The organism is Microbacterium sp. Cr-K20 (assembly GCF_000708325.1).
In the GTDB taxonomy this organism is placed as follows: Bacteria; Actinomycetota; Actinomycetes; order Actinomycetales; family Microbacteriaceae; genus Microbacterium.
The window spans coordinates 121,917-144,018 of record NZ_JARE01000004.1 but is presented as its reverse complement, the minus strand read 5'-3'; the positions used below and the strand labels follow the sequence as shown (position 1 = coordinate 144,018).

19 protein-coding genes and 1 tRNA gene are annotated in these 22,102 nt (G+C 68.7%); 5 read left to right on the top strand and 15 right to left on the bottom strand.

What is annotated here, in order from left to right; all coding sequences use genetic code 11:
* Nucleotides 1-7: 7 nt before the first annotated feature.
* Nucleotides 8-577, bottom strand: coding sequence for a SipW-dependent-type signal peptide-containing protein (locus GZ67_RS20695; RefSeq protein WP_051662243.1), 570 nt, complete (start codon nucleotides 575-577; stop codon nucleotides 8-10).
* A gap of 62 nt (nucleotides 578-639) precedes the next feature.
* Nucleotides 640-1,197, bottom strand: coding sequence for a SipW-dependent-type signal peptide-containing protein (locus tag GZ67_RS0101145; protein WP_029261000.1), 558 nt, complete (start codon nucleotides 1,195-1,197; stop codon nucleotides 640-642).
* 273 nt (nucleotides 1,198-1,470) lie between these two features.
* Here GZ67_RS0101145 and GZ67_RS0101140 point away from each other — a divergent pair, with 273 nt between their 5' ends.
* Together GZ67_RS0101140 and GZ67_RS0101135 are read left to right on the top strand one after the other, a co-directional pair.
* Nucleotides 1,471-3,207: a DHA2 family efflux MFS transporter permease subunit gene (locus tag GZ67_RS0101140; protein WP_029260999.1), complete on the top strand. Its 1,737-nt coding sequence runs from the start codon at nucleotides 1,471-1,473 to the stop codon at nucleotides 3,205-3,207.
* On the top strand, nucleotides 3,194-3,682 hold the full coding sequence (locus tag GZ67_RS0101135; RefSeq protein WP_029260998.1) for a MarR family winged helix-turn-helix transcriptional regulator: 489 nt from the start codon (nucleotides 3,194-3,196) through the stop codon (nucleotides 3,680-3,682). The genes GZ67_RS0101140 and GZ67_RS0101135 overlap by 14 nt, the downstream gene beginning before the upstream one ends.
* On the opposite strand, the gene GZ67_RS0101130 is transcribed toward GZ67_RS0101135, so the two are convergent.
* Entirely contained in the window at nucleotides 3,621-4,565 is a 945-nt protein-coding gene (locus tag GZ67_RS0101130; RefSeq protein WP_029260997.1) for a LysR family transcriptional regulator ArgP, read from the bottom strand. The genes GZ67_RS0101135 and GZ67_RS0101130 overlap by 62 nt on opposite strands.
* Nucleotides 4,566-4,635: 70 nt before the next feature.
* On the opposite strand from GZ67_RS0101130, the gene GZ67_RS0101125 reads away from it, so the two are divergent.
* On the top strand, nucleotides 4,636-5,298 hold the full coding sequence (locus GZ67_RS0101125) for a LysE/ArgO family amino acid transporter (RefSeq protein WP_029260996.1): 663 nt from the start codon (nucleotides 4,636-4,638) through the stop codon (nucleotides 5,296-5,298).
* A gap of 4 nt (nucleotides 5,299-5,302) precedes the next feature.
* Here the strand turns inward: GZ67_RS0101125 and GZ67_RS0101120 are convergent, their stop codons facing one another.
* From GZ67_RS0101120 to GZ67_RS0101095, 6 genes are all read right to left on the bottom strand, one after another.
* Nucleotides 5,303-5,656, bottom strand: coding sequence for an iron chaperone (locus GZ67_RS0101120; protein WP_029260995.1), 354 nt, complete (start codon nucleotides 5,654-5,656; stop codon nucleotides 5,303-5,305).
* 83 nt (nucleotides 5,657-5,739) lie between these two features.
* Entirely contained in the window at nucleotides 5,740-6,429 is a 690-nt protein-coding gene (gene rplA, locus GZ67_RS0101115; protein WP_029260994.1) for a 50S ribosomal protein L1, read from the bottom strand.
* Between the two features lie 11 nt (nucleotides 6,430-6,440).
* Entirely contained in the window at nucleotides 6,441-6,872 is a 432-nt protein-coding gene (gene rplK, locus GZ67_RS0101110) for a 50S ribosomal protein L11 (protein ID WP_017829145.1), read from the bottom strand.
* 282 nt (nucleotides 6,873-7,154) lie between these two features.
* The gene (gene nusG, locus GZ67_RS0101105; protein ID WP_029260993.1) at nucleotides 7,155-8,198 is read right to left on the bottom strand and encodes a transcription termination/antitermination protein NusG; all 1,044 of its coding nucleotides are present in this window, start codon (nucleotides 8,196-8,198) and stop codon (nucleotides 7,155-7,157) included.
* Nucleotides 8,199-8,240: 42 nt separating this feature from the next.
* Nucleotides 8,241-8,513, bottom strand: coding sequence for a preprotein translocase subunit SecE (gene secE / locus GZ67_RS0101100; RefSeq protein WP_029260992.1), 273 nt, complete (start codon nucleotides 8,511-8,513; stop codon nucleotides 8,241-8,243).
* A 40-nt stretch (nucleotides 8,514-8,553) separates the two neighbouring features.
* Nucleotides 8,554-8,626 (bottom strand) — tRNA-Trp (locus GZ67_RS0101095).
* Between the two features lie 195 nt (nucleotides 8,627-8,821).
* On the opposite strand from GZ67_RS0101095, the gene GZ67_RS0101090 reads away from it, so the two are divergent.
* Both GZ67_RS0101090 and GZ67_RS0101085 read left to right on the top strand, forming a co-directional pair.
* A complete protein-coding gene (locus GZ67_RS0101090; protein ID WP_036302919.1) occupies nucleotides 8,822-10,645 on the top strand; it encodes an HSP90 family protein in 1,824 nt (607 codons plus the stop codon).
* A 24-nt stretch (nucleotides 10,646-10,669) separates the two neighbouring features.
* A complete protein-coding gene (locus tag GZ67_RS0101085) occupies nucleotides 10,670-13,468 on the top strand; it encodes a tetratricopeptide repeat protein (RefSeq protein ID WP_029260990.1) in 2,799 nt (932 codons plus the stop codon).
* Between the two features lie 8 nt (nucleotides 13,469-13,476).
* Here the strand turns inward: GZ67_RS0101085 and poxB are convergent, their stop codons facing one another.
* The 6 genes from poxB to GZ67_RS0101055 form a co-directional block, all read right to left on the bottom strand.
* The gene (poxB, locus tag GZ67_RS0101080; RefSeq protein WP_029260989.1) at nucleotides 13,477-15,201 is read right to left on the bottom strand and encodes a ubiquinone-dependent pyruvate dehydrogenase; all 1,725 of its coding nucleotides are present in this window, start codon (nucleotides 15,199-15,201) and stop codon (nucleotides 13,477-13,479) included.
* Between the two features lie 175 nt (nucleotides 15,202-15,376).
* A complete protein-coding gene (locus GZ67_RS0101075) occupies nucleotides 15,377-16,741 on the bottom strand; it encodes an NAD-dependent succinate-semialdehyde dehydrogenase (protein ID WP_029260988.1) in 1,365 nt (454 codons plus the stop codon).
* A gap of 25 nt (nucleotides 16,742-16,766) precedes the next feature.
* Entirely contained in the window at nucleotides 16,767-18,233 is a 1,467-nt protein-coding gene (locus tag GZ67_RS0101070; protein WP_029260987.1) for an NAD-dependent succinate-semialdehyde dehydrogenase, read from the bottom strand.
* A 22-nt stretch (nucleotides 18,234-18,255) separates the two neighbouring features.
* Nucleotides 18,256-19,803 carry an APC family permease gene (locus GZ67_RS0101065; RefSeq protein ID WP_029260986.1) on the bottom strand — a complete coding sequence of 516 codons (1,548 nt, stop codon included), beginning with the start codon at nucleotides 19,801-19,803 and terminating at the stop codon, nucleotides 18,256-18,258.
* Nucleotides 19,803-20,687: a universal stress protein gene (locus tag GZ67_RS0101060; protein WP_029260985.1), complete on the bottom strand. Its 885-nt coding sequence runs from the start codon at nucleotides 20,685-20,687 to the stop codon at nucleotides 19,803-19,805. Before GZ67_RS0101060 ends, GZ67_RS0101065 begins: the two co-directional genes overlap by 1 nt.
* Nucleotides 20,687-22,069: a flavin monoamine oxidase family protein gene (locus tag GZ67_RS0101055; protein ID WP_029260984.1), complete on the bottom strand. Its 1,383-nt coding sequence runs from the start codon at nucleotides 22,067-22,069 to the stop codon at nucleotides 20,687-20,689. Before GZ67_RS0101055 ends, GZ67_RS0101060 begins: the two co-directional genes overlap by 1 nt.
* Nucleotides 22,070-22,102: the final 33 nt, after the last annotated feature.

Below are 22,102 nucleotides of genomic sequence, written 5' to 3'. Positions count from 1 at the left end.
TCGTCGCTCAGCTCGTGCTTCCGGTGAAGGTCCAGGTCGGTTTCACGGTGCCGCCCTGTGCTGTTCCGGTCGCGTCTGCCGGCAGCTCGAGCACGACGCAGTAGGTGATCGTGTTGAGCGGGCTCACGGTCAGGGTCTGCGCGGGGAGCGCGGGAACCGCGGTCAGCGCGGCCGTCGCGGTCGCACTCGTCGTGCAGTTGGCGGGTGCAGCGACCACGGCGATGTTGACCCTGATCGCGTTCTGCAGCGCGAGGTCCGCTCCGGTCGGCGCCGTGCCCGCGTTGTTCGTCACAGCGACGGCGGTGAGGTTGACCGTGCCACCCAGGGTGCCCGACGCCTGCACCTGCACATACGCCGCCTTCTTCACCCCGGGGTAGAGGCCCGTCGCGTCGAGAGGCACGGTGAGCACGGTCTCGGTGGGTCCGTGCGAGGCGAATGCGCCCTGATCGGACCGCGACGCGATCGAGAAGCTCCCGGCGCTGACCGTGCTCGTCGCGAGTTCCTGGTCGGTCCACGCCGCGATCGTCATCGTCGCGCCGACGCCGAGCACCAGCCCGCCGGCGAGCAGGGCCCGCACGCGCCGAAACGTGCGCGAGGGCCGCGGCGGGAGAGTTGCGCGCAATGAGCGACGAGTAGGCGCTACGGCTGCACCGAGGTCGCGTTCCACTGCCATGTGACGGTTCCCGTGTCGCCCTGCTCGATCCCGCCCGCACCGGAGGCGGCGGTGACCTGGATACACAGGTTGACGTCCGTGCCCGGCGTCATCGTCGCAGGTACCGCGGTTCCCGCGGCGAACGCGGTCTCGTCGCAGCCGAAGGTCGTCCCCGTCGACACGACGTCGTAGGTCAGCTTGCTGCCGGTGGCGAAGTCGCCTGCCCCGACGGGAGCGACGGCGTCGAGCGTGGCGTCGTAGGTGCCGCCGAGACGCAGGGCGTACGGCGCGTACACCACGTCGCCCGGGCTGAGGTTCGTCGGGTTGAGCTCGAAGGTCAGCGAGGCTGCCGCGTCGTCGGTCGCGTGCTCGCTGAACGTCGTTCCGTCGGTGGAGCCCGTGAACGTGAAGGATCCGGCGGTGAAGGTCCCGTTCGCGAACTCGGAGTCGTTCCACGCGGCGAGTGTGACGGCCACCCCCACCCCGAGGACGAGTCCGCCCGCCAGAACGGCGAGAACCTTGCGCTGCGTGTCTTTGGTAGCCATCGGAGTCCCCCTCAGGAATCAGGCGATCGCGTGAATGCCTGAGAACGACCGCCTCGCAGAGGCCCCGCATCCCCGCCGTGCCCTCATCCTCACTGACGCCTTCCCCCAGAACAAGGCGATTTCGCGCACGTCCGAGGCACATCGCGCGCACCGCATTTCCCGCCACAATGGTTGACGTAGATCAACGATTCCCATATAGTTGACGCAGTTCAACCATCTTGTGCGCGCCAGAGCTGTCGCAGCATCCGTCCTTCCGACCGCGAAAGGTCTCGCATGACCACGGACTCCCCCGTCAAGATGACGCATCGCCAGGTGCTCGAAGCCCTCACCGGGCTCCTCCTCGGCATGTTCGTCTCGATGATCGCCACCACGGTGGTCTCCACCTCGATGCCGGTCATCGTCCATGACCTCGGCGGCGACCAGGCCGCATACACCTGGGTCATCACCGCGACCCTCCTGACGACAGCGATCTCCACGCCGATCTGGGGCAAGCTCGCCGACCTCTTCAACCGCAAGCTCCTGATCCAGATCGCGATCGTCATCTTCGTCGGAGCGACCGCGGCGGCCGGATTCGCGCAGGACACCAACACCCTCATCGCCTTCCGCGCCATCCAGGGCATCGGCGGTGGCGGACTCGCCGCCCTCAGCCAGGTCATCATGGCCGACATCATCAGCCCGCGCGAGCGCGGCCGGTACATGGGGCTGTTCGGCGCCGTGATGGCCGTCGCCACCGTCGGCGGCCCGCTCCTCGGCGGCTGGATCACCGACGTCGCGAACTGGCGCTGGAACTTCTTCGTCGCCCTCCCCTTCGCCGTGGCCGCGCTGATCATCCTGCAGAAGACGCTGCATATCAGCACCGAGCGCACCCGCAAGGTCTCGATCGACTACGTCGGTATCGTGCTGCTCTCGGCCGCGGTGTCGCTGATCCTCATCTGGATCACGAACGCCGGCTCGACGTTCGACTGGTGGAGCACCGAAACCGTGCTCATGGTCGGCGGCGCGATCGTCTCGGCCATCGCCTTCATCATCGTCGAGCTCAAGGTCCGCGAGCCCCTCATCCCTCTCACGCTCTTCCGCGGTCGCACGTTCACCCTGTCGGTGCTGGCATCGATCTCGATCGGCGTCGCGATGTTCGGCACCTCGGTGTACCTCGCGCAGTACATGCAGCTCTCCCGTGGCGCCACGCCGACCGAGGCCGGCCTCATGACCCTGCCGATGATGGCGGGGCTCCTGATCTCGTCGATGGTCATCGGCCAGCTCGTGACCCGCTTCGGCAAGTGGAAGGGCTATCTGATCCTCGGCTCCGTGCTGCTGATCGCCGGTTCCGTCATGCTGTCGACGCTGCACTACGACACGAACTTCGTCCTCGTCTCGATCTACATGTTCGTGATGGGCGCCGGCGTCGGCATGACCATGCAGAACCTCGTCCTCATCGTGCAGAACGTCGCGAAGCCGAGTGAGATGGGTGTCGCGAGTTCGGGCGTGACGTTCTTCCGCAGCCTCGGCGGCACGGTCGGGGTCTCGGTCATGGGCGCCGTACTGGCGAACAGTCTCACCAGCCTGTTCAGCGACGGCAAGGAGCGTATCGGGGCGGCGATCGCCCAGCTCGGCGACAAGGGCGCCGATGTCGCCGCGCAGCTCTCCAGCGGAACGCTGCCCGAGGTCCGGCTGCTTCCGGAGCCGGTGCGCTCGATCATCGAGGACTTCTACGCGCAGGCCATCTCGCACGCGTTCGTGATCGGCATCCCGCTCGCGGTGATCAGCCTCATCGCGATCCTGTTCCTGCCGAACCGTCCGCTCACCACGATGACGACCACCGAGCGGGCGCACGCGGATGCGGCGAAGTCGGACGCCGCCGCAGACGACGATGCCACCCCGGTCGATGACGCGGCCGACGTCGCGATCGCCGATGCCACGGCGCTCTCCGGTGCACCGACGACCGGCACCGTCACCGTCGTCGGCCGCACACGCGACGCCCACGACGATGCAGCCGCCGATGCCGGACGCTGATCCCCCGTCCGACACCCCCGAGGCGCGGGCCGCTGCGGTCCGCGCCCTCGAGGCGGAGTTCGGCGAGCTGATCACGCATTTCCGTCGCGTGATCTCGGAGAACGCCAACCGCGTGAGCCCCGGCCTGTTGCCCGGCGCGTACAAGATCTTCACCACGATCGCGCGATGCGAGACCGTCACGGTGTCGTCGCTGTCCGAGCGGATGCTGCTGGACAAGGGGCAGGTCAGTCGGATGGTGCGCGAGCTCGAGGAGCTCGATCTCGTCGAACGCTCGACCGATCCCGCCGACGGCCGCTCCTTCCTGCTGCAGCTCACGCCCCTGGGGGAAGAGCGCCTCGCAGCCGCGCGGCTCCCTCAGGAAGGCCGGCTGCTCCGCACGCTCGAGGACTGGAGCCTCGCCGACATCGGGAGCCTCACCCGCCTGCTGCACGCCCTCGCTTCGGGCGCGAGCCCGGACGCGATCGCTTCGGAGTGACGGGCGTCTCCCCGAGCACCCGACGTGCCTCGGCGGCGATCTCGGCAGCGATGGTGTCGAGCAGCTCCGAGCGCAGATTCCACTGCTGCCAGTAGAGCTGGACCCGAAGCGTCGGGCCGCCCAACGGGATCAGCCCGGAGGACTCCTGCAGGAGCGGGACCATCCCCCACCCGAGCCCGAGCCCGACGGCGAGCGCATAGTCATGGGACGCCGGAACGTAGTGCCGCGGCACCCCCGCCTCGCTGACGGACATCGCCCGGAGCCACTCGTGCTGCAGCGTGTCCCGCCGGTCGAAGTCGACGAACGGTGCGACCCTCAGGGCCTCCGCCGTCACTCCGTCGGCGAACCAGCGCGCTGCGAACCCCGGTTCCGCCATCGCCCGGTATTCGAGTACGCCGAGCGGCGACACCGAGCATCCGGCGACCGGCGCGGCCTCGCTCGTGACCGCGGCCATCACGGTACCGGATTCCAGGAGCCGGGCGGTGAAGTTCTGGTCGTCGCGGTGCAGATCGAAGTCGATGTCGTGGCCGGCCGCGAGCCGGGAGAGCGGCGCGAGGAACCACGTCGCCATCGAATCGGCGTTCACGGCGAGCGGGATGCTGATCCGCCGGCTCTCCGCGACCTCGTCGATCCCCACGCCGAGGAGCGCGTCGTGCTCGAGCAGAGCTATCTGACGGGCCAGGCGGACGACGGCCTCCCCCGCCTCGGTCAACTGCGCGGGCTTCGTACGCACGACCAGGATCCGACCGAGTTGCTGCTCCAGCGTCTTCAGGCGCTGACTCACCGCCGACGGCGTGATCTGCAGTCGCCTGGAAGCGGCGTCGAGCGTGCCCTCGTCGACGATCGCGGCGAGCGTGGCGGCGAGTTCCGGGTCGATCCTCACATAAGCGATGCTAATGGTTCGGTAGGAATCTTCGCTTCTCTTCAAGGTGGGCGGTTCCTAGGCTGGACCCATGCTCACCGTTCTCGCCGGCCTCGGACTCGGCCTCTCCCTCATCGTCGCCATCGGCGCGCAGAACGTCTTCGTGCTGCGCCAGGGAATCCGCCGCGAGCACGTGTGGGCTGTCGTGATCATCTGCGCCCTGTCGGATGCCGCACTGATCGCCGCGGGCGTCGCGGGGCTCGGATTCGTGCTGTCGGCCGCCCCATGGCTCGTCGTCGTGGCTCGTTGGGCGGGGGCGCTGTTCCTGCTGAGCTACGGCATCCTGGCCGCGCGCCGCGCCTGGCGCGGCGGCGAAGAGCTTCAGGTGGACGGAGCGGATGTCGCCGACTCGGCCTCGGCGACGCCGGGCAGCGCGACGGCGACCCTCACCCGCACCCGGCTGGCGCCTGTCGTCCTGACCACGCTCGCGCTCACGTGGCTCAACCCGCATGTCTACCTCGACACCGTGCTGATGCTCGGCTCGATCGCGGCCACTCACGGCGAGGAACGCTGGCTGTTCGCGGGCGGCGCCATGGCCGCCAGCATCCTGTGGTTCACGGCGCTGGGGTTCGGTGCGCGCTATCTGGGACGCTGGCTGCGTACGCCGCGCTCCTGGCGCATCCTGGATGCGGTGATCGCCGTGATCATGATCGCCATCGCGATCAGTCTCGTGCTGCCGGTACTGGGCCGCTGACCGATCAGCCGTCGATCTGCGCCACCCGCGCCCGGACCAGCTGCTCGAGCACGTCATCGGGGATCGGATGCTCCGGCTGGAACCGGATGGTCCCCTTGTCGACGCTGACACCCGGATGACCCTCCAGCGCTCCCGCCACCGCCGCGACGGCATCCGGGCTGAACGGATAGATGCCGATGTGCTTCTTGGCGCGCATCACCGACAGCAGCGGCTTCCCGGCGTGGACGAGGGCCGGCATGCCGTAGCCCTTGCCCTGCTCGGCATCCGGAGCCTCCCGACGTGCGACCGCGTACACGCGGTCGATCGCGTCACGATCCGCAGGAACGAGTTCTTCGAGATAGTCGTCGACAGTGCCCATCACGGCATCCTGCCACCCCGGCCCCTCTCCGACAACGCAGAAACGCCCCCGGGAGAACCCGGGGGCGTTTCTGCGAGTCAGACTCAGATGGAATTGACGTCCAGCGGGATGCCGGGGCCGAACGTGGTCGACACCGCACCCTTCTGGATGTAACGGCCCTTCGAGCTCGAGGGCTTGAGGCGGACGATCTCCTCGAGCGCTGCGCCGATGTTCTCGTCGAGCTGCTCTGCGGTGAACGATGCCTTGCCGACGACGAAGTGCACGTTGGCGTGCTTGTCGACGCGGAACTCGATCTTTCCGCCCTTGATCTCCTCGACGGCCTTGGCCGGGTTCGGGGTCACGGTGCCGGTCTTCGGGTTCGGCATCAGACCACGCGGTCCGAGCACCTTTCCGAGACGACCGACCTGGCCCATGAGCTCCGGGGTGGAGACTGCGGCGTCGAAGTTGGTCCAGCCATCGGCGACCTTCTGGATGAGCTCGGCGCCGCCGACCTCATCCGCACCTGCGGCGATCGCTGCCTCGGCCGCGGGGCCGGTGGCGAAGACGATGACGCGGGCGGTCTTACCGGTGCCGTGGGGCAGGATGACGGTGCCGCGCACCATCTGGTCTGCCTTGCGGGGGTCGACCGCGAGCTTCAGCGCGACCTCGACGGTCGAGTCGAACTTCGACGAGCCGGTCTCCTTCGCGAGGGCGACTGCCTCGGTCGGGGTGTAGAAACGGTCTGCCTCGATCTTCTCGGCGGCAGCCTTGTAAGCCTTGGACTTGGTAGCCATGATTATTCTCCTCAGCCCTCGACCGTGATGCCCATGGAACGGGCGGTGCCGGCGATGATCGAGATCGCGGCCTCGATGTCGTTCGCGTTCAGGTCGGCCTGCTTGGTCTCGGCGATCTGGCGGACCTGGTCCTTGGTGATCTTCGCGACCTTGACGGTGTGCGGGGTCGCGGAGCCCTTGGGGACGCCTGCGGCCTTCTTGATGAGCTCCGCCGCCGGCGGGGTCTTCAGGACGAAGGTGAAGCTGCGGTCCTCGTAGACGGTGATCTCGACGGGGATGACGTTGCCGCGCTGCGACTCGGTCGCGGCGTTGTACGCCTTGCAGAACTCCATGATGTTGACGCCATGCTGACCGAGCGCGGGGCCGATCGGCGGCGCCGGGTTGGCTGCACCGGCGTTGATCTGAAGCTTGATCAGGCCGGTCACCTTCTTCTTCGGTGCCATTCTCTTTCCTTTCATCGAATCGGATGCCGGAGCATCCGCTTCTCCCACAGATCCGGCGTTTCCGGATCGTGGTCGTCTCTGCGCACGCCGAAGCGGCACACAAACCACACAAGTCTACCTGATGCTGCCGCACAGCACGAACGCCGCGTCATGCCGAGCCGAGGAGCCAAGACACGCCGCAATCGCCCGACGTGCTGCGGCGTGTTCTGACCCCTCGCGAGAAGGGAGCGAACGCAAGAACGGCCGCCCCGAAAGGGACGGCCGTTCTCGTGAGGATGTGTGTCAGACCATCTTGGTGACCTGGTCGAACGACAGCTCGACCGGGGTCTCACGCTCGAAGAGCGAGACGAGGACCGTGAGCTTGCCGCTCTCGGGCTTGATCTCGCTGATCGAACCGGGAAGACCCGCGAACGAGCCCTCCTTGATCGTGATGGTCTCGCCGACCTCGAAGTCGACCTCGGCCGGCAGCGGACGAGCGACGGCGACGCCGCCCTTCGACGCGATGTTCTTGGCCGTGGGGACGTCCTTGACCTCGACGAGCGACTTCAGCATGTTGAAGGCCTCTTCGAAGCGCAGCGGCGTCGGGTTGTGGGCGTTGCCCACGAAGCCGGTGACACCCGGGGTGTGACGCACGACCGACCAGGTGTCTTCCGTGAGCTCCATGCGCACCAGCACGTAGCCGGGGATGCGCACGCGGGTGACCATCTTGCGCTGGCCGTTCTTGATCTCGACCACGTCTTCCATCGGGACCTCGATCTGGTAGATCTCGTCCTCGACCTCGAGCGTCGACTTGCGCTGCTCGATGTTCGCCTTCACCTTGCGCTCGAAGCCGGCGTAGGAGTGGATGACATACCACTTGCCCGGGAGCATGCGGAGGTCCATGCGGAAGGCCTCGTACGGGTCTTCCTCGGCGTCCTCGTCAACTTCATCGGCGGAGGAGTCCTCGCCGCCCTGCACGTCGTCCGCACCGAGCTCGGGGCCGTCGTACGGGGTGACCTCGTCGGCCGCAGCCGCGTCGAGGTCGGCGGCCTCTTCGGCCACAGATTCGTTGAGGACCTCAGCGGCAGCCTCAGACTCAGCCGCTTCGTCCAGGTTCAGAGCGTCGTTCACGATCGCGTCCGCCTCCGGGTCGTCGATGTCGATGTCGATGTCAGCCGTGTCATCCTCTTCGCCGTCCTCGTCTTCGACGTGAACCGCGATGTGCTCGGCCGGGGTGGCCGAGAGCTCTTCCTCAGCGAGGACGTTGCCCTCCTGGGCTTCGTCTTCCTCGCTGGACTGCTCTGCGGCGGTCGCCCAGTCGGCGTCGTCGGAATATCGTTCAGACACGTTGTTTCTTCTCCATAGCTGCGGCGCGAGCCGCGGGGGTCATCAGCCAGGGATTCCGAACACCCAGTGCGTCAAGAACGCGAACAGCGTGTCCAAGCCGTAGACGATGCCCATGACGATCAGAACGAAGACGAGCACCACCAGGGTGAACTTGAACAGCTCCTTGCGAGTCGGGGTGACGACCTTGCGGAGCTCGGCGATGACCTGGCGGATGAACAGGGCGATACCCCCGAAGAACCGTGAGAAGGGGTTGCCCTTCTTCTCGCGGGTGGCGCCGGCCGCGACGACCTCGCCGCGCGGTTCGTCCTGATCCATCCTGAATGTACCTTTCGTGTGTCAGCGTTGCGCTGACGCGCAGGGCGGACAGGAATCGAACCTGCAACCTGCGGTTTTGGAGACCGCTGCTCTGCCAATTGAGCTACCGCCCTAGAGACCGGGAGGTCTCGGGGTTCTCTCTCCACTCTGCCACCGCGACCGTGATCGGGAGACCCCAGGCATGGCGAAAGAATGCAGAGAACAACTGCCCCACAAGCATACGGCATCGATCCGGTGGCGCCGAACCGGGATCGCGAAGGCGTGTTCTTGTTAGGCTCAGCGAGCGTATGCAGGAGGAGGGAGCGCCGGTGAGCGCTGAGGTGCAGCAGTTCCAGGTGGATCTGCGCGGAGTGGTCGATCTGCTCAGCAGACACATCTACTCCAGTCCACGGGTGTACCTGCGGGAACTCCTGCAGAACGCCCGCGACGCGATCACTGCACGCCGCGAGGTCGACGGCGGCGGCGGACGCATCCGGATCACCCCGCTGACCGCGGAGAACGGCGAGTTCGTCCTGCGCGACGACGGCGTGGGCCTGACGGTCACCGAGGTGGCCGATCTGCTGGCCACCGTCGGGCGCAGCTCCAAGCGCGACATCTTCGACCTCCCGCGCAGCGACTACCTCGGTCAGTTCGGCATCGGTCTGCTCAGCTGCTTCATGGTCGCCGACACCATCGTCATCCGCTCCCGCAGCGCCCGGGGCGGCGCCTCGGTCGAGTGGACGGGAAGCGCCGACGGAACGTTCCAGGTGGCGGAGATCGACGAGGAGCTCCCCATCGGCACCAGCGTGCACCTCGTGCCGCGCTTCGACGCCGACGACCTGCTGCGTCCCGCCGCCGTGCACGAGCTCGCGACGACGTTCGGCGAGTTCCTGCCCGTGCGGGTCACGATCGACACCGCCGGCGGCGACATAGACATCACCAGGGACGCGCCGTTCCTCGACGCCGCCCAGGACCCGGAGTCCGCCGTGCAGTACGGGCGCGACCTCCTCGGAGCGAGTCCGCTCGACGTGATCGAGCTGAGCGAGCCCGCCACCGGCACCCGCGGCCTCGCCTACGTGCTGCCCTACGCTCCGCCGCCGGGCGCACGTCAGGCGACGCGCATGTATCTGGGACGGATGCTGCTCTCCGAGCGCGTCGACGACGTCCTCCCCGAATGGGCGTTCTTCGTCCGCGCCGTGGTCGACTCCACCGGGCTCGCCCCCACCGCGAGCAGGGAGTCGCTCGTCGACGACGCGGCGCTCGAGCGGGTCCGCGCGCAGCTCGGCGCCGGCATCCGCCGCTGGGTCCTGGAGCTGGGGCTGAGCGAGCCGCACCGCCTCGCTCAGTTCGTCGCCGTGCACGAGGTCGGACTCAAGTCCCTCGTACGCCACGACGAGGAGCTGGCACACTTCATCTCCCGCTGGCTGACGGTCGAGACCACGCACGGCACGGTGCGGATCGGCGACCTCGTCGAGCGATACCCGCACATCCGCTATGCGCAGACCGTCGACGAGTTCCGTCAGGTGGCCGGCATCTCCCCCGCCGGAGAGGTGCTCGTCAACGGCGGATACCTGTACGACGCCGACCTGATCCGGATGCTGCCCGACCTGTACCCGCACGTCACCGTCGAGCAGGTCGACGTCACCGGAGAGCTCGATCGCCTCGATCCGCCCCCACTCGACGACCGCGACGCCGCCGTGGCACTGGAGACGCGCGCGGGTGCCGTGCTCGCCGCCTCCGACTGCTCGGTGGTCGTGCGCTCGATCGACCGCGCCGATCTCGCCGGGCTCTACGTCGCCGACCCGGAGGTGCTGCGCGCGATCGACCGCGGCCGCACGAAGGGCGTCACCGGCGCACTGTGGGGAGGCGTGCTGGACCGCATCGACAAGACCCTGTCCGCGGCCCGCGACGACGACCTCCGCGCCCGCCTGTGCCTGAACTGGTCGAACCGGGTGGTCCGCGCCCTGGTGCGCGTGCAGGACGACGCCGTCTTCGCCCGCACCGTGCAGCTCCTGTACATCCAGGCGCTGCTCGCCGGACACCATCCGCTCGCCGACGCCGACCGTGCGCTGATGACCAGCGCGCTCGCCGACCTCGTCTCCCTCTCGGCCGGCATCGAAGGGGACCAGATCCCCTTCGGCGACGTCCGCTGACACATCCCACCGAAGGGTTCCCCCATGGCACGTCCGAAGAAGCGCTTCCAGCAGCTGATCGAGGAGATCGATCGCACCCCGTGGGGACCCGCCGAGCAGGCCCTGGTCTCGGAGGCGGTGGTGCTGGCCGTGGAGATCGGCGACGAGCGACTCGAGTACGAGGCGCGGATGCGGCAGACGGCCTCGGCGAACATGGGCGGCGCGACCGATGTGATGCTGAACTCGTTCGCCTGGTGCCTCGCGCACCACGAGGCCGACCCGCAGCGGTTCCCCGCCGACCTCGACAACGGCGGCGCCGACCTGATGTGGCAGTTCAAGTGGATGGCGGCGTCTCTGCGCTCCTCGCCGGCGTTCTCCCAGGACCAGATCGCCGCCGTGCTCGACGACATGGAGAAGCACTACCGCGCCGGCGGCCTCGGCCTGAGCGGTGTGCTCACCGCCCGTTTCGAGGACGCCTGGGATGCCGGACGCATGGACGAAGCCGAGACGCTGCGGGTGCAGCTGGAAGCCACACCGCGCGACGACCACAGCCACTGCGACGCCTGCGGTCGGAGCCAGATCGCGGGCTTCTTCGCGGACACCGACCGCGACGCGGAGGCCATCGTCCTGGTGGAAGAGATGATCGAGGGCGGCTTCTCCTGCGGAGAGGAGCCTGAGCACGCCCTCTCCCGCGTGCTCCTCCCCTACCTCCGCGCCGGGCGCTTCGACGAGGCGAAGACCGCGCACCTGCGCAGTTACCGGTTGGCCAAGGACAACCCCGACAACCTGCGCATCGTCGCCAACAACATCGTCTTCGCGGCGCTCACCGGGAACGAGGCCCGTGCGCTCGCACTCGTCGAGAAGCACATCGCCTGGCTCGCCCACGACGGGCTGAACGTCGACGCGCACTTCGCCGCCCTCGCCGCCCTCGCCGTCGCGCTCGACCGCGTCACGGCTGCCGGCCACGGCGACACCCCGGTACGCGGAGCGGATTCGCCGGCGCTCGTGCCGTTCTTCGGCGAGCATGAGGGCCGCTGGAGCGCCGCCGAACTCGCGGCGTCCGCCTGGACGGCCGCAGACCGCATCGCCACCGCGTTCGACGAGCGCGACGGCACCGACGGCCACGCACGCAGCCTGGGGCGCATGCGTGCGCTCTCCGACGAGCAGTACGACGTGCCGATCCGCTCGGACGCGTTCGTGGCCCCTGCCCCCTCGACAGCTCCGGTGGACGCCGACGGGTGGTTCGAGCGCGCCATGCAGCTCGCCCAGTTCGGTGCGGAGCACGAGACCCTCGACGCCCTCCCCCGCGCCCTCGAGGTCGAGGACCCGTACAAGCGCGCCCAGCTGCTCTCCATGCGCCTCGGGATCCTCATCGCCCTCGAACGCGCCGACGAAGCCCTGGAGCTGCTTCCCCAGCGCATCGCCGCACTCCGCGCCGCCGGGCGCGATGAGCAGGCCGCGCTGGAGGAACGTCTGGGCCTCGCAACCTTCGGGATCGACACACCAGAGGCGACGGCCGACCTCGAGGACGCGATCGCCGATGCCGCGTCGCTGCCCGCCTGGTCGCGCGGCGACCTGGCCCTCAGCCGCGCCGCACTTCACCTGCAGGCCGGGGAGGCGGACGCCGCGCTGGACCTCGCCGAGCTCGCCGCGCGCTCCTTCGCGGAGGCGGATGACACGCGGCTCGCGAACACGACGACTCTGGTGGCGATCTCGGCCGTGCTGCGCAAGGGCGACATGGAGGCGGCGACCGCATTGCTCGACCGTTTCCTCTCTCAGGAAGACCTCAGCACCGGGCATCGCGCGCAGGCCCTGCAGACCAGGGCTCGCGTGCGCGGCGGCGGCAACAGCTATGCCGAGGGCGCTGCCGACGCCGACGAGGTATGCCGGCTGCTCGCGGAACTGGGCGCGACCCGCGCTCTCGGCGATGCGCACCTGCTCGCCGGGGCGCTCTGGGAAGACGCGGACGAACCGGAGAAGGCCGTCTCCCGCTACCGTCTCGCCGCGCACATCGCGAGCGAAGGCGACGGCGACTCGACCGGCGTGGACTTCCGACTCGCCAGGGTCATGCTGCGCGCCGGCGACGCCGAAGAGGCCGCAGAGCTGTTCGGCGACGTCCTGCAGCGCGAGGAGGAAGCGGAAGTGGCCGCCGGCTCGCGCGCGATGACCGCCTCGATGCTGGCACGGTCACTGAGCGCGGCCGGTGAGTTCGGCCAGGCCGTCGGTGCTCACAGCTACGCCTCCGAGCTCTTCGGACAGGCAGAGGAACACGCCGACCAGGCGATGTCCATGACCGAGCAGGCCAAGATCCTCGCCCGCTTCGACGAGCACGACGACGCGATCGAACTGCTCGAGTCCGCCGCCGAGACCGTGCGGCGCGCACCCGAGGCCGTGGGCGCGCTGAGCGAAGTGCTGCACAGCCTCGGCCAGGCGTACGGCGGACGCGGCGACGAACGTGCGTTCGCGCTCTTCGACGAGGTCGCCGCCCTCGCACAGCAGCACGAGGCGGAGTGGCTTCTCGCCGACGTCACCGATTCCCGCGGACGTGCGTTGGCCGAGCTCGGCCGGATCGACGAAGCGGTCGCCGCCGCCCTCACCGCGGCCGACGGGTTCGCCGCGCTCGGCGACCTCGGCTCGGCCGGCGGCTCCGAGCTCTTCGCCGCCCGCGTGCTGGCAGGGAACGACCGCGCAGCCGATGCCGTACCCCTCTACCGCAGCGCCATCGACCACGCCGCCGACCACCCTCCGCTGCTCCAGGTCGCAGCCCTCGAGCTCGGCAACGTGCTCGAGTCGCTCGGGCGGCACGGTGAGGCTGCCGAGGTGCGGGCCCTCGTGCAGAGCTGACCCGCGGGTCAGAAGAGCTGGCGCCAGTTGGCCTTCGCAAGGTCGAGGAGCTCGTCGCCGCGGCCGGACATCACCGTGCGGATCGCATAGAGCGCGAACCCCTTGACCTGCGCGGCCTCGATCGCCGGCGGCATGGAGAGTTCCTGCCGCTCGGTGACGACGTCGAGCAGGGCCGGGCCGTCGTGTGCGAGCACCTCGCGCACGGCATCCGGGAGGTCTTCGCTGCGTTCCACACGACGCGCGAAGATCCCCATGGCTTCGGCGATCGCGGCGAAGCTCGGGTTCTCCAGCCCGGTGCCGTACGTGACGAAGCCCGCCGCCTTCATCTCGAGCTCGACGAAGTTCAGCGAGGAGTTGTTGACCACGATCGTCTTCACCGGCAGTTTGTTCTGCGTGAGCGTGAGGAGCTCGCCGAGCATCATCGCGAGCCCGCCGTCGCCGGCCAGCGCGACCACCTGACGGTCGGGATGCGCGACCTGCGCGCCGATGCCGTGCATCAGGGCGTTCGCCATCGAGCCGTGTGTGAAGGAGCCGATCAGGCGACGCTGCTCCGTCATCGAGAGGTAGCGCGCCGCCCACACGGTCGGTGATCCCACGTCGGCGGTGAAGATCGCGTCGTCGGCCGCGTGCTCGTCCAGAAGTCGAGCCAGGTACTGGGGGTGGATGGGCCGGTTGCCCTTGGCGGGGACGGCGAGCTCGTCGAGCTTCTTCCTCGTCTTGCGGTAGTGCGCGATCGCGTCGTCGAGATGGCCGCGGTCGTCCTTCCTCGCCACTCGCGGCAGCAGCGCGTCAGCCGTCGCACGCACGTCGCCGACCAGCCCCAGATCGAGCGGATGCCGTTTGCCGAGCTGCGCGCCGCGGATGTCGACCTGGATGGTCTTGGCGTGATCCGGGTAGAACTGCTCGTACGGGAAGTCGCTGCCCAGCACCAGCAGGGCGTCCGCGGCCTCCATGGCCCGGAAGCCGGAGGCGAAGCCCAGCAGGCCCGTCATCCCGACGTCGAAGGGGTTGTCGTACTCGATGAACTCCTTGCCACGGAGCGCGTGCACGATGGGGGCGCCCAGTTTGTCGGCGAGCGCGATGACCTCGTCGTGCGCACCCTCGACACCGGCCCCGGCGAGGATCGTCACATTCTTCGCGGCGTTCAGCAGAGTGGCTGCCTTCTCGAGCTCTGCCGGGTTGGGTACCACCACGGGCAGCGCGCGCTCGATCACGACGGCGCGGTCGTCGGCGATGTCGGCGAGGGCGACGTCGCCCGGGATCACGAGTACCGCGACGCCCCGCTCCTCGATGGCCGCGCGCATGGCGATCTCGAGCAGTCTCGGCATCTGCTTCGGGTCGGCGACGTACTCGACGTAGACGCTGCACTCGCGGAAGAGCTCCTGCGGATGCGTCTCCTGGAAGTACCCGGTGCCGATCTCGGTGGTGGGGATGTGCGCGGCGATCGCGAGCACGGGCACGCGCGAGCGGTTGGCGTCGTAGAGGCCGTTGATGAGGTGCAGGTTGCCCGGACCACACGAGCCGGCGACGACCGCGAGCTCTCCCGTGGTGGCGGCATCCGCGGCGGCCGCGAAGGCGGCGGATTCTTCGTGCCGCACGTGCACCCAGCGGATCGTGCCGTCTTTGCGCAGCGCGTCCGTGAAGCCGTTCAGTGAGTCCCCGGGGATGCCGTAGACACGGTCGATCCCGTTGGCATGCAGAGTCTTGACGATGTTCTCAGCGACGTTGGCCATGCTTCGACCCTACGCCCGAGCAGCGACGGCGGCTCGGGCGTTGACAGGAGGACGCACCACCTCTCCGAGGTCGCACGAAAGGAAGGAGATCTCACGGTGTGAAGGAGTGGATGCGGCATCCGCTCCTTCATTCCGCGAGATCTCCTTCCGGGCGCGAGCCCCCGACCTGCTCGCGTCAGCCGATGCGGATCAGCTTCTTGTTCACGAACTCGTCGGCGGCCAGGTGGCCCAGCTCGCGGGCCGTGCCGCTGCGCTTGACGCCACCGAAAGGCAGCTCGGGGCTGTCGGCCAGCACGAGGTTGACATAGACCATGCCCGCCTCGATCTTGTCGGCGACGCGCTCGGCCTGTTCGGCATCCGTCGTGAAGACGTAGGAGCCGAGGCCGAAGGTGGTGTCGTTCGCGAGCTGGACCGCCGCGTCCTCGTCCGCCACACGGTAGACGACGGCTGCGGGACCGAAGAGCTCCTCGCGGTACACGTTCATCTCGGGCGTCACGTCGGTGAGCACGGTCGGCGCGAAGAACGCTCCGTCGCGGGTGCCGCCGGTGAGCAGCGTCGCGCCCTGCTCGACGGCCTGATCGATCTGCTTCTGCAGGTTCTCGGCCGCGGCTTCGGAGGCCACCGGTCCGAGGACCGTGTCGTCGAGCGCCGGATCCGTCGCCTCGACGGCGGCCATCTTCTCCGTGAACTTCTCGACGAACGCGTCGTACAGCCCGTCGACGATGATGAAACGCTTGGCGCCGTTGCACGCCTGACCGTTGTTGTCGAGGCGCGCGTCGACGCCGGCCTGCACCGTCGCGTCGAGGTCGTCTGTCGAGAGCACGATGAAGGGGTCGGACCCGCCCAGCTCGAGGGCGACCTTCTTGAGGTTGCGACCGGCGATCTCGGCGACGGCGGCCCCGGCACGCTCGGACCCGGTGAGCGAGACGCCCTGCACGCGCGGGTCGGCGATCATCGTCGCGATCTGCTCGTTCGTGGCGAGCACGTTCTGGTAGGCACCCTTCGGGAAGCCGGCATCGTGGTAGATCGCCTCGATCGCGGACGAGGACTCCGGGCACTGCGGCGCGGGCTTGAGCAGGATCGTGTTGCCCACGATCAGGTTCGGAGCCGCGAAGCGCACGATCTGGTACGCCGGGAAGTTCCACGGCATGATGCCGACGAGCGGGCCGAGCGAGGAGCGGCGGATGATGGCCGACCCCTCCCCCAGGATCGCGATCGGCTGGTCGGCCATGATCGACTCCGCCTGGTCGGCGTAGTACTCGGCGATGTCGGCGGCGAAGTCGACCTCCCCGAGGGCGGCCTCGCGGGGCTTGCCCATCTCGCGCACGAAGATGTCGGCGAGCTCCTCCCGACGCTCGCGGTGCAGCTCGGCCGCGCGGCGGACGAGGGCTGCACGCTCAGCGACGGTCGACGAACGGGACCACTCGCGGTGGGCCTCGTCGGCGGCGGCGACCGCCTCCTCGATCTGAGCGTCGGTGAAGGTGTCGAAGGACGCCAGCGTCTCTCCGGTGGCGGGGTTGATGACGGCGTAGTCGGTCATGTTCTCTCCTCCTCTGGCTGCTCGGTCAGGAGACCGGGATCAGCGTGTACTTGGTGGACAGGTACTCGTGGATGCCCTCGAACCCGCCCTCGCGTCCGACGCCGGACTGCTTCACTCCGCCGAAGGGTGCGGCGGCGTTGGAGACGACGCCCACGTTGAGACCCATCATGCCCGTCTCGAGCTTGTCGATCATCCGCTGGCCGCGCTGCAGGTTCTCGGTGAACACGTACGAGACGAGCCCGTACTCGGTGTCGTTCGCAAGGTGTACAGCCTCGTCCTCGGTCTCGAAGGTCGCGATCGCGAGCACCGGGCCGAAGATCTCCTCGCGGAGGATCGCGCTGCCGGCGACGACGTCGGTGAGCACGGTGGGCTCGTAGAACGTGCCGGTGCCCTCGACGGCCTTGCCACCGGCGAGCAGAGTCGCACCGCGACCGACGGCCTCGTCGACGAGCTCGCCCGCCTTGGCGACGGCATCCGCGTCGATGAGCGGTCCGATCGCCACACCTTCCTCGGTACCGCGACCGATCTTCATGCCGTTGACGCGCTCGGTGACACGCTTGGCGAACTCACCCGCGACGTCCTTGTGCACGATGAAGCGGTTGGCTGCGGTGCAGGCCTGGCCGATGTTGCGGAACTTCGCGGCGAGTGCACCCTCCACCGCCTTGTCCAGGTCGGCGTCGTCGAACACCACGAACGGCGCGTTGCCGCCGAGCTCCATCGACACCCGCAGCACGCCCTCGGCCGCCTGGGCGATGAGCTTGCGCCCCACCTCGGTCGATCCGGTGAAGGAGAGCTTGCGCAGCCGCGGGTCGGCGATGATCGGTGCCGACAGCGCGCTGGACTTCGACGTCTGCACGACGTTGACGACGCCCGCCGGGAGCCCTGCCTTCTCGAGCAGCGAGACGAAGAAGATCGTCGTCAAGGGAGTCAGCGCCGGGGGCTTGATGACGACCGTGCACCCGGCCGCGAGTGCCGGAGCGATCTTGCGGGTGGCCATCGCGAAGGGGAAGTTCCACGGCGTCACGAAGAACGACGGTCCGACCGGACGCTGCGACACGACCATGTGGCCGGTGCCCTCGGGGTTGATGCCGTAGCGACCGCTGATGCGCACGGCCTCCTCGCTGAACCAGCGCAGGAACTCGCCGCCGTAGACGACCTCGCCACGGGCCTCGGCGAGGGGCTTGCCCATCTCGAGCGTCATGAGCAGCGCCAGGTCCTCCTTGTGCTCCTGCACGAGGTCGAACGCCTTGCGGAGGATCTCGCTGCGCACGCGCGGGGCGGTAGCCGCCCACTCGTCCTGAGCGGCGACCGCGGCGTCGAGGGCACGGATGCCGTCGGCCGGCGTCGCGTCGGCGATCGTCCGGATCACCGTGCCGGTCGCCGGGTCCTGCACGTCGAAGGTGCCGCCGGTCTCGCCGTCGATCCACTGCCCGCCGATGAAGAGGCCGGTGGGGATGCTGTCGAGGAGCGCCTGTTCGGTCTGAGTGCTCATGATTCTCTTTCTGTGAGGAGGGCTATGCGCGCTTGCGTCGGCTGGGCGGTGCGTCGATGCCCAGCGTCTCGCCGCGGAAGAAGGCGGGCCGGCGGACCGCGTTCCAGATCATGACCGCGATGCCGACGACGATGATCAGCATCCCGAGGATGAAGACGATGCCGACCCCGCCGATCTGCGATCCGGAACCGTAGTCCGGGTCCATCGAGTCGATCAGCGTCGTGAAGAACAGCACCGCGAGGATCGCGCCACCGACGAGCGGGAAGAGGAACGTGAAGAAGACGTTCCTCGTCGAGTCGAACCACTGCTTGCGGAAGTACCACACGCACGCGAACGCGGTGATCCCGTAGTAGAAGCAGATCATCATGCCGAGCGTGAGGATCGTGTCCCACAGCGTGTCTTCGCTGACGACGCGCATCACGGCGTAGAACGCGGAGGCCACGATCGCCGAGATGATGGTCGCGTACCCCGGCGTGAAGAAGCGGGGGCTGACCTTCGCGAACGCCTTCGGCAGGGCGCCGTAGTGCCCCATGGCCAGCAGTGTGCGCGCCGGGCCCACGAACGTGGACTGCAGCGACGACGCGGAGCTGGTCAGAACGGCCAGCGACACCAGGAACGCGAGCGGCCCCAGGATCGGGCCGGAGAGGTGGAAGAACACGTTCTCCTGGATGTCCGCGTTGCCGAGCCCCAGGGCCCCGGTGCCGACGCCGGCGAACATGATCATCGCGACCGCGAGCAGCAGGTACAGCGACACGATCGTGAGCACCGTGACGGTGGCCGCGCGACCCGGTGTCCTCTCCGGATCCTTGGTCTCCTCGTTCATGGTGAGGGTGACATCCCAGCCCCAGAAGATGAAGATCGAGAGCGAGAGGCCGGCGGCGACCGCGCTGAAGGAGGAGATCGCGAACGGGTTGAACCAGTTCAGGTCGAACGGCTGGTAGTCGAAGCCGTTGCCGTTCACCGCCTGCACGATGGCCGCGACGGCGAAGAACACCAGCACCAGGATCTGGAAGCTGACGAGCCAGTACTGCAGCTTCTGCGTCGTCTGCATGTCGCGATACGAGATCCACGTCGCGCCGAGCATGAACAGCAGGCAGACGCCGATGTTGATCCAGGTGACACCGGCGAGGTCGCCGATCTCCGGGTTCCCGGTGATCTGCGACAGCAGCAGGAAGAGGAAGTCGACCGCGACGCCGGCGAGGTTCGACAGCACCAGGATCGTCGCGACGACCAGACCCCAGCCGGCCATCCAGCCGACCCACGGTCCGAACGCTCGGGCCGCCCAGGTGAACGACGTGCCGGAGTCCGGCATCCGATTGTTGAGCTCGCGGTAGCCGAAGGCGACGAGGAGCATCGGGATGAAGCCGACGAGGATGATGGCCGGGATCTGCGCCCCGACCTCGGATGCCGTGGGGCCGACGGCGGCGGTGAAGGTGTACGCGGGGGCGATGCACGAGATGCCGATCACGACCGCGCCGATCAGGCCGACCGTTCCGGCGCTCAGGCCCTTGGTGGAGATGCCGGTCGTGACACCGGATTCGGGCTCCGTCGCCCGGTTCGTGCTGCTCATCAGCGGTCTCCTGCTTCGTTGCGGGTACGCGGGACGACGATCATGGGAACGGGCAGTTCGTGCAGCATCTTCGCTGCCGTGGAGCCCAGGAACAGACGACGCGGTTGCGCCAGCCGGCTGGAGCCGACCAGGACGACCTCGCCGGGAAGCCAGGAGAGATGGGCGACGGCGTCTTCGACCGAGTCGCCCGGTGCCCTCTCGACCGCGGCCGTGCGACCGTCCGGCAGCAACTCGGCGGCGACGGCGAGCACCTCCTGACCGTGGGTGTCGCCGACCGTGCGGATCGCTCCGGTGTCGAGTCCGGGGGGAACGTCGAACGGAACGAGGGATACGAGCCGGAGGTCGACACCGCTGTCTCCGGCGAGCGCGACGGCCTCGTCGAGGAGGGCGTCGGCACCGGGTCGGGATCCGACGGCGACCGTCACGCGCGGCAGGACGTGATCGTCCTGCTGGGCGGCGCCCACGGGCGCGAGCGCCACCGGAATGGTCGACGAGTGCAGCAGCTCGGAGGCGACGCTGCCGAGACGGTGGCGTCCGAAGATGCCGCCCCCGGCCGCGCCGATCACGATCACCCTGGCGCCGAATTCCTCGCCGGCGGCGATCAGGCCCTCGGCGAACGATTCGGAGAAGCGCACGTGACCGCTGCGGGTCAGCTCCTGCGGGAGCCGGACCACGGCGTCTTTGAGCCACTGCCGCGCCTGCGCCCTGATGTGCTCCTCGTACGCGCGCTCCGGTGGGACTGCCGCGCTGCGCGTGCCCTCGTTCGGCAGCACGATCACCAGGTGCAGGGTCGCACCGAGGCTGCGAGCGAGCCGGGCGCCGAGTGCCGCGGCATCCGCTCCCGCGTCCGTCGCCGTGTATCCGACGACGACCGAGCCGGTCATCAGCTGCCGCTCTCGACAGCGCCGGCGTCGCGACTCGCGTCGATGATGTTCGATGCGACGAGGTGGCCCATGCGGATCGCGCCGTCGACGTGCTGGTACCCGGCGCCGGCCATGTCGCTGCACGCGAAGTGGATCGGGCCGACCGCCGTGCGGAGGTCCGCGCCGTAGCGGTGCAGGCCCCCCATGTCGAAGCTCGCGGCGTAGGCGCCGCGCGTCCACTCCTCGCTGCCCCAGTCGCTCTCGTAGTAGACGACCGGGTTCTTGGCCTCGGGTCCGTAGTAGTGCGACAGCGACTCGAGGATGCGCTCCTTGCGCTCCTCGGCCGACAGCTCGAACACGCCGTCGGCGTTGGCGTCGGAGACGAAGCCGACCAGGGTGCCGCGCTCGTCGCCGTGGTTGGTGTTGTCATAGGCCTCGTGCGAGAGCTCGTACGGGCTGAAGGCGGTGCCGCTGAGGCCCTGCTCGCGCCAGAACGGCCGGTCGTACACGGCGTGCACCTTGATGACGAAGCCCATCGACAGGTGCTGGTGCAGCTGATGCTGTCGGCGCGGCAGCGGAGGGTCGAACGCGATGCGGCTGTAGAGCACCGGCGCGTGCGCGAGGATCGCGTGGCGGGCGCGCACCGTGTGCTGATCGGTGGTGGCGACGACACCCGTGTCGGACCATTCGAGGCCGCGCACTGGCTGGTTCAGCAGCACGTCGTCGCCCAGGCGCTCAGCGAGGCGCAGCGGAACCTGCTGCAGACCGCCGACCACTCGCTTGTCGAGGATGAAGTCGGCGTCGACGAGGTTCGAGTAGGAACCTGCGGACGCGGCCATCAGCAGCGACTGCAGCAGGGAGAAGGAGTGTGTGGGCTTGGTGAGCATCGCGGAACCGGTGGCGAAGGCCAGGTTGCGCACGGCTTCGTCGTCGTCGGTCTGCGAGCGCAGCCAGGCGTCCCAGGTGATCGTGTCCCAGTCCTCGGCGCTGGGGTGGGCCCAGGGACGGTCCGGGTCGATCTCGGCGACCAGTGCGTCGAGGATCTCGGTGACCCTGGCGATCTCGGCCTCGGTCTCGGGCGCCACCGGGAACATCTCGCCCGTGAAGCGGTGTGCCTTCCCGTCGGGGCCGACATAGACGCTGTCGCCTTCACGGTAGCGGCTGTAGGTCTCGAGCCCCAGCTCCTCGATCGTGTCCTTGAGCGCGTCCTGGTCGGGCGACACCCACTGGCCGCCGATCTCGAGCATGGCGCCCTCGATCACGTCGGTCCACAGGCGCCCGCCGACGCGGTCACGGGCCTCCAGCACGGCGACCGAGAGGCCGGCCTTGCGGAGGTCGTTCGCCGCCGTGAGCCCTGCGGCTCCGGCACCGATGATCAGTACGTCGCGTGTGATCTCAGCCATCTGCAACTCCTTCGTTGGGTGAAACAGTGCCGG

Bases quoted from the DNA above. Each gene is read 5' to 3' on its own strand.
- GZ67_RS0101145 (WP_029261000.1), bottom strand. From the start codon at position 1,197: ATGGCTACCAAAGACACGCAGCGCAAGGTTCTCGCCGTTCTGGCGGGC.
- GZ67_RS0101140 (WP_029260999.1), top strand. From the start codon at position 1,471: ATGACCACGGACTCCCCCGTCAAGATGACGCATCGCCAGGTGCTCGAA.
- GZ67_RS0101135 (WP_029260998.1), top strand. From the start codon at position 3,194: ATGCCGGACGCTGATCCCCCGTCCGACACCCCCGAGGCGCGGGCCGCT.
- GZ67_RS0101125 (WP_029260996.1), top strand. From the start codon at position 4,636: ATGCTCACCGTTCTCGCCGGCCTCGGACTCGGCCTCTCCCTCATCGTC.
- GZ67_RS0101120 (WP_029260995.1), bottom strand. From the start codon at position 5,656: ATGGGCACTGTCGACGACTATCTCGAAGAACTCGTTCCTGCGGATCGT.
- rplA (WP_029260994.1), bottom strand. From the start codon at position 6,429: ATGGCTACCAAGTCCAAGGCTTACAAGGCTGCCGCCGAGAAGATCGAG.
- rplK (WP_017829145.1), bottom strand. From the start codon at position 6,872: ATGGCACCGAAGAAGAAGGTGACCGGCCTGATCAAGCTTCAGATCAAC.
- secE (WP_029260992.1), bottom strand. From the start codon at position 8,513: ATGGATCAGGACGAACCGCGCGGCGAGGTCGTCGCGGCCGGCGCCACC.
- GZ67_RS0101085 (WP_029260990.1), top strand. From the start codon at position 10,670: ATGGCACGTCCGAAGAAGCGCTTCCAGCAGCTGATCGAGGAGATCGAT.
- poxB (WP_029260989.1), bottom strand. From the start codon at position 15,201: ATGGCCAACGTCGCTGAGAACATCGTCAAGACTCTGCATGCCAACGGG.
- GZ67_RS0101075 (WP_029260988.1), bottom strand. From the start codon at position 16,741: ATGACCGACTACGCCGTCATCAACCCCGCCACCGGAGAGACGCTGGCG.
- GZ67_RS0101070 (WP_029260987.1), bottom strand. From the start codon at position 18,233: ATGAGCACTCAGACCGAACAGGCGCTCCTCGACAGCATCCCCACCGGC.
- GZ67_RS0101065 (WP_029260986.1), bottom strand. From the start codon at position 19,803: ATGAGCAGCACGAACCGGGCGACGGAGCCCGAATCCGGTGTCACGACC.
- GZ67_RS0101060 (WP_029260985.1), bottom strand. From the start codon at position 20,687: ATGACCGGCTCGGTCGTCGTCGGATACACGGCGACGGACGCGGGAGCG.
- GZ67_RS0101055 (WP_029260984.1), bottom strand. From the start codon at position 22,069: ATGGCTGAGATCACACGCGACGTACTGATCATCGGTGCCGGAGCCGCA.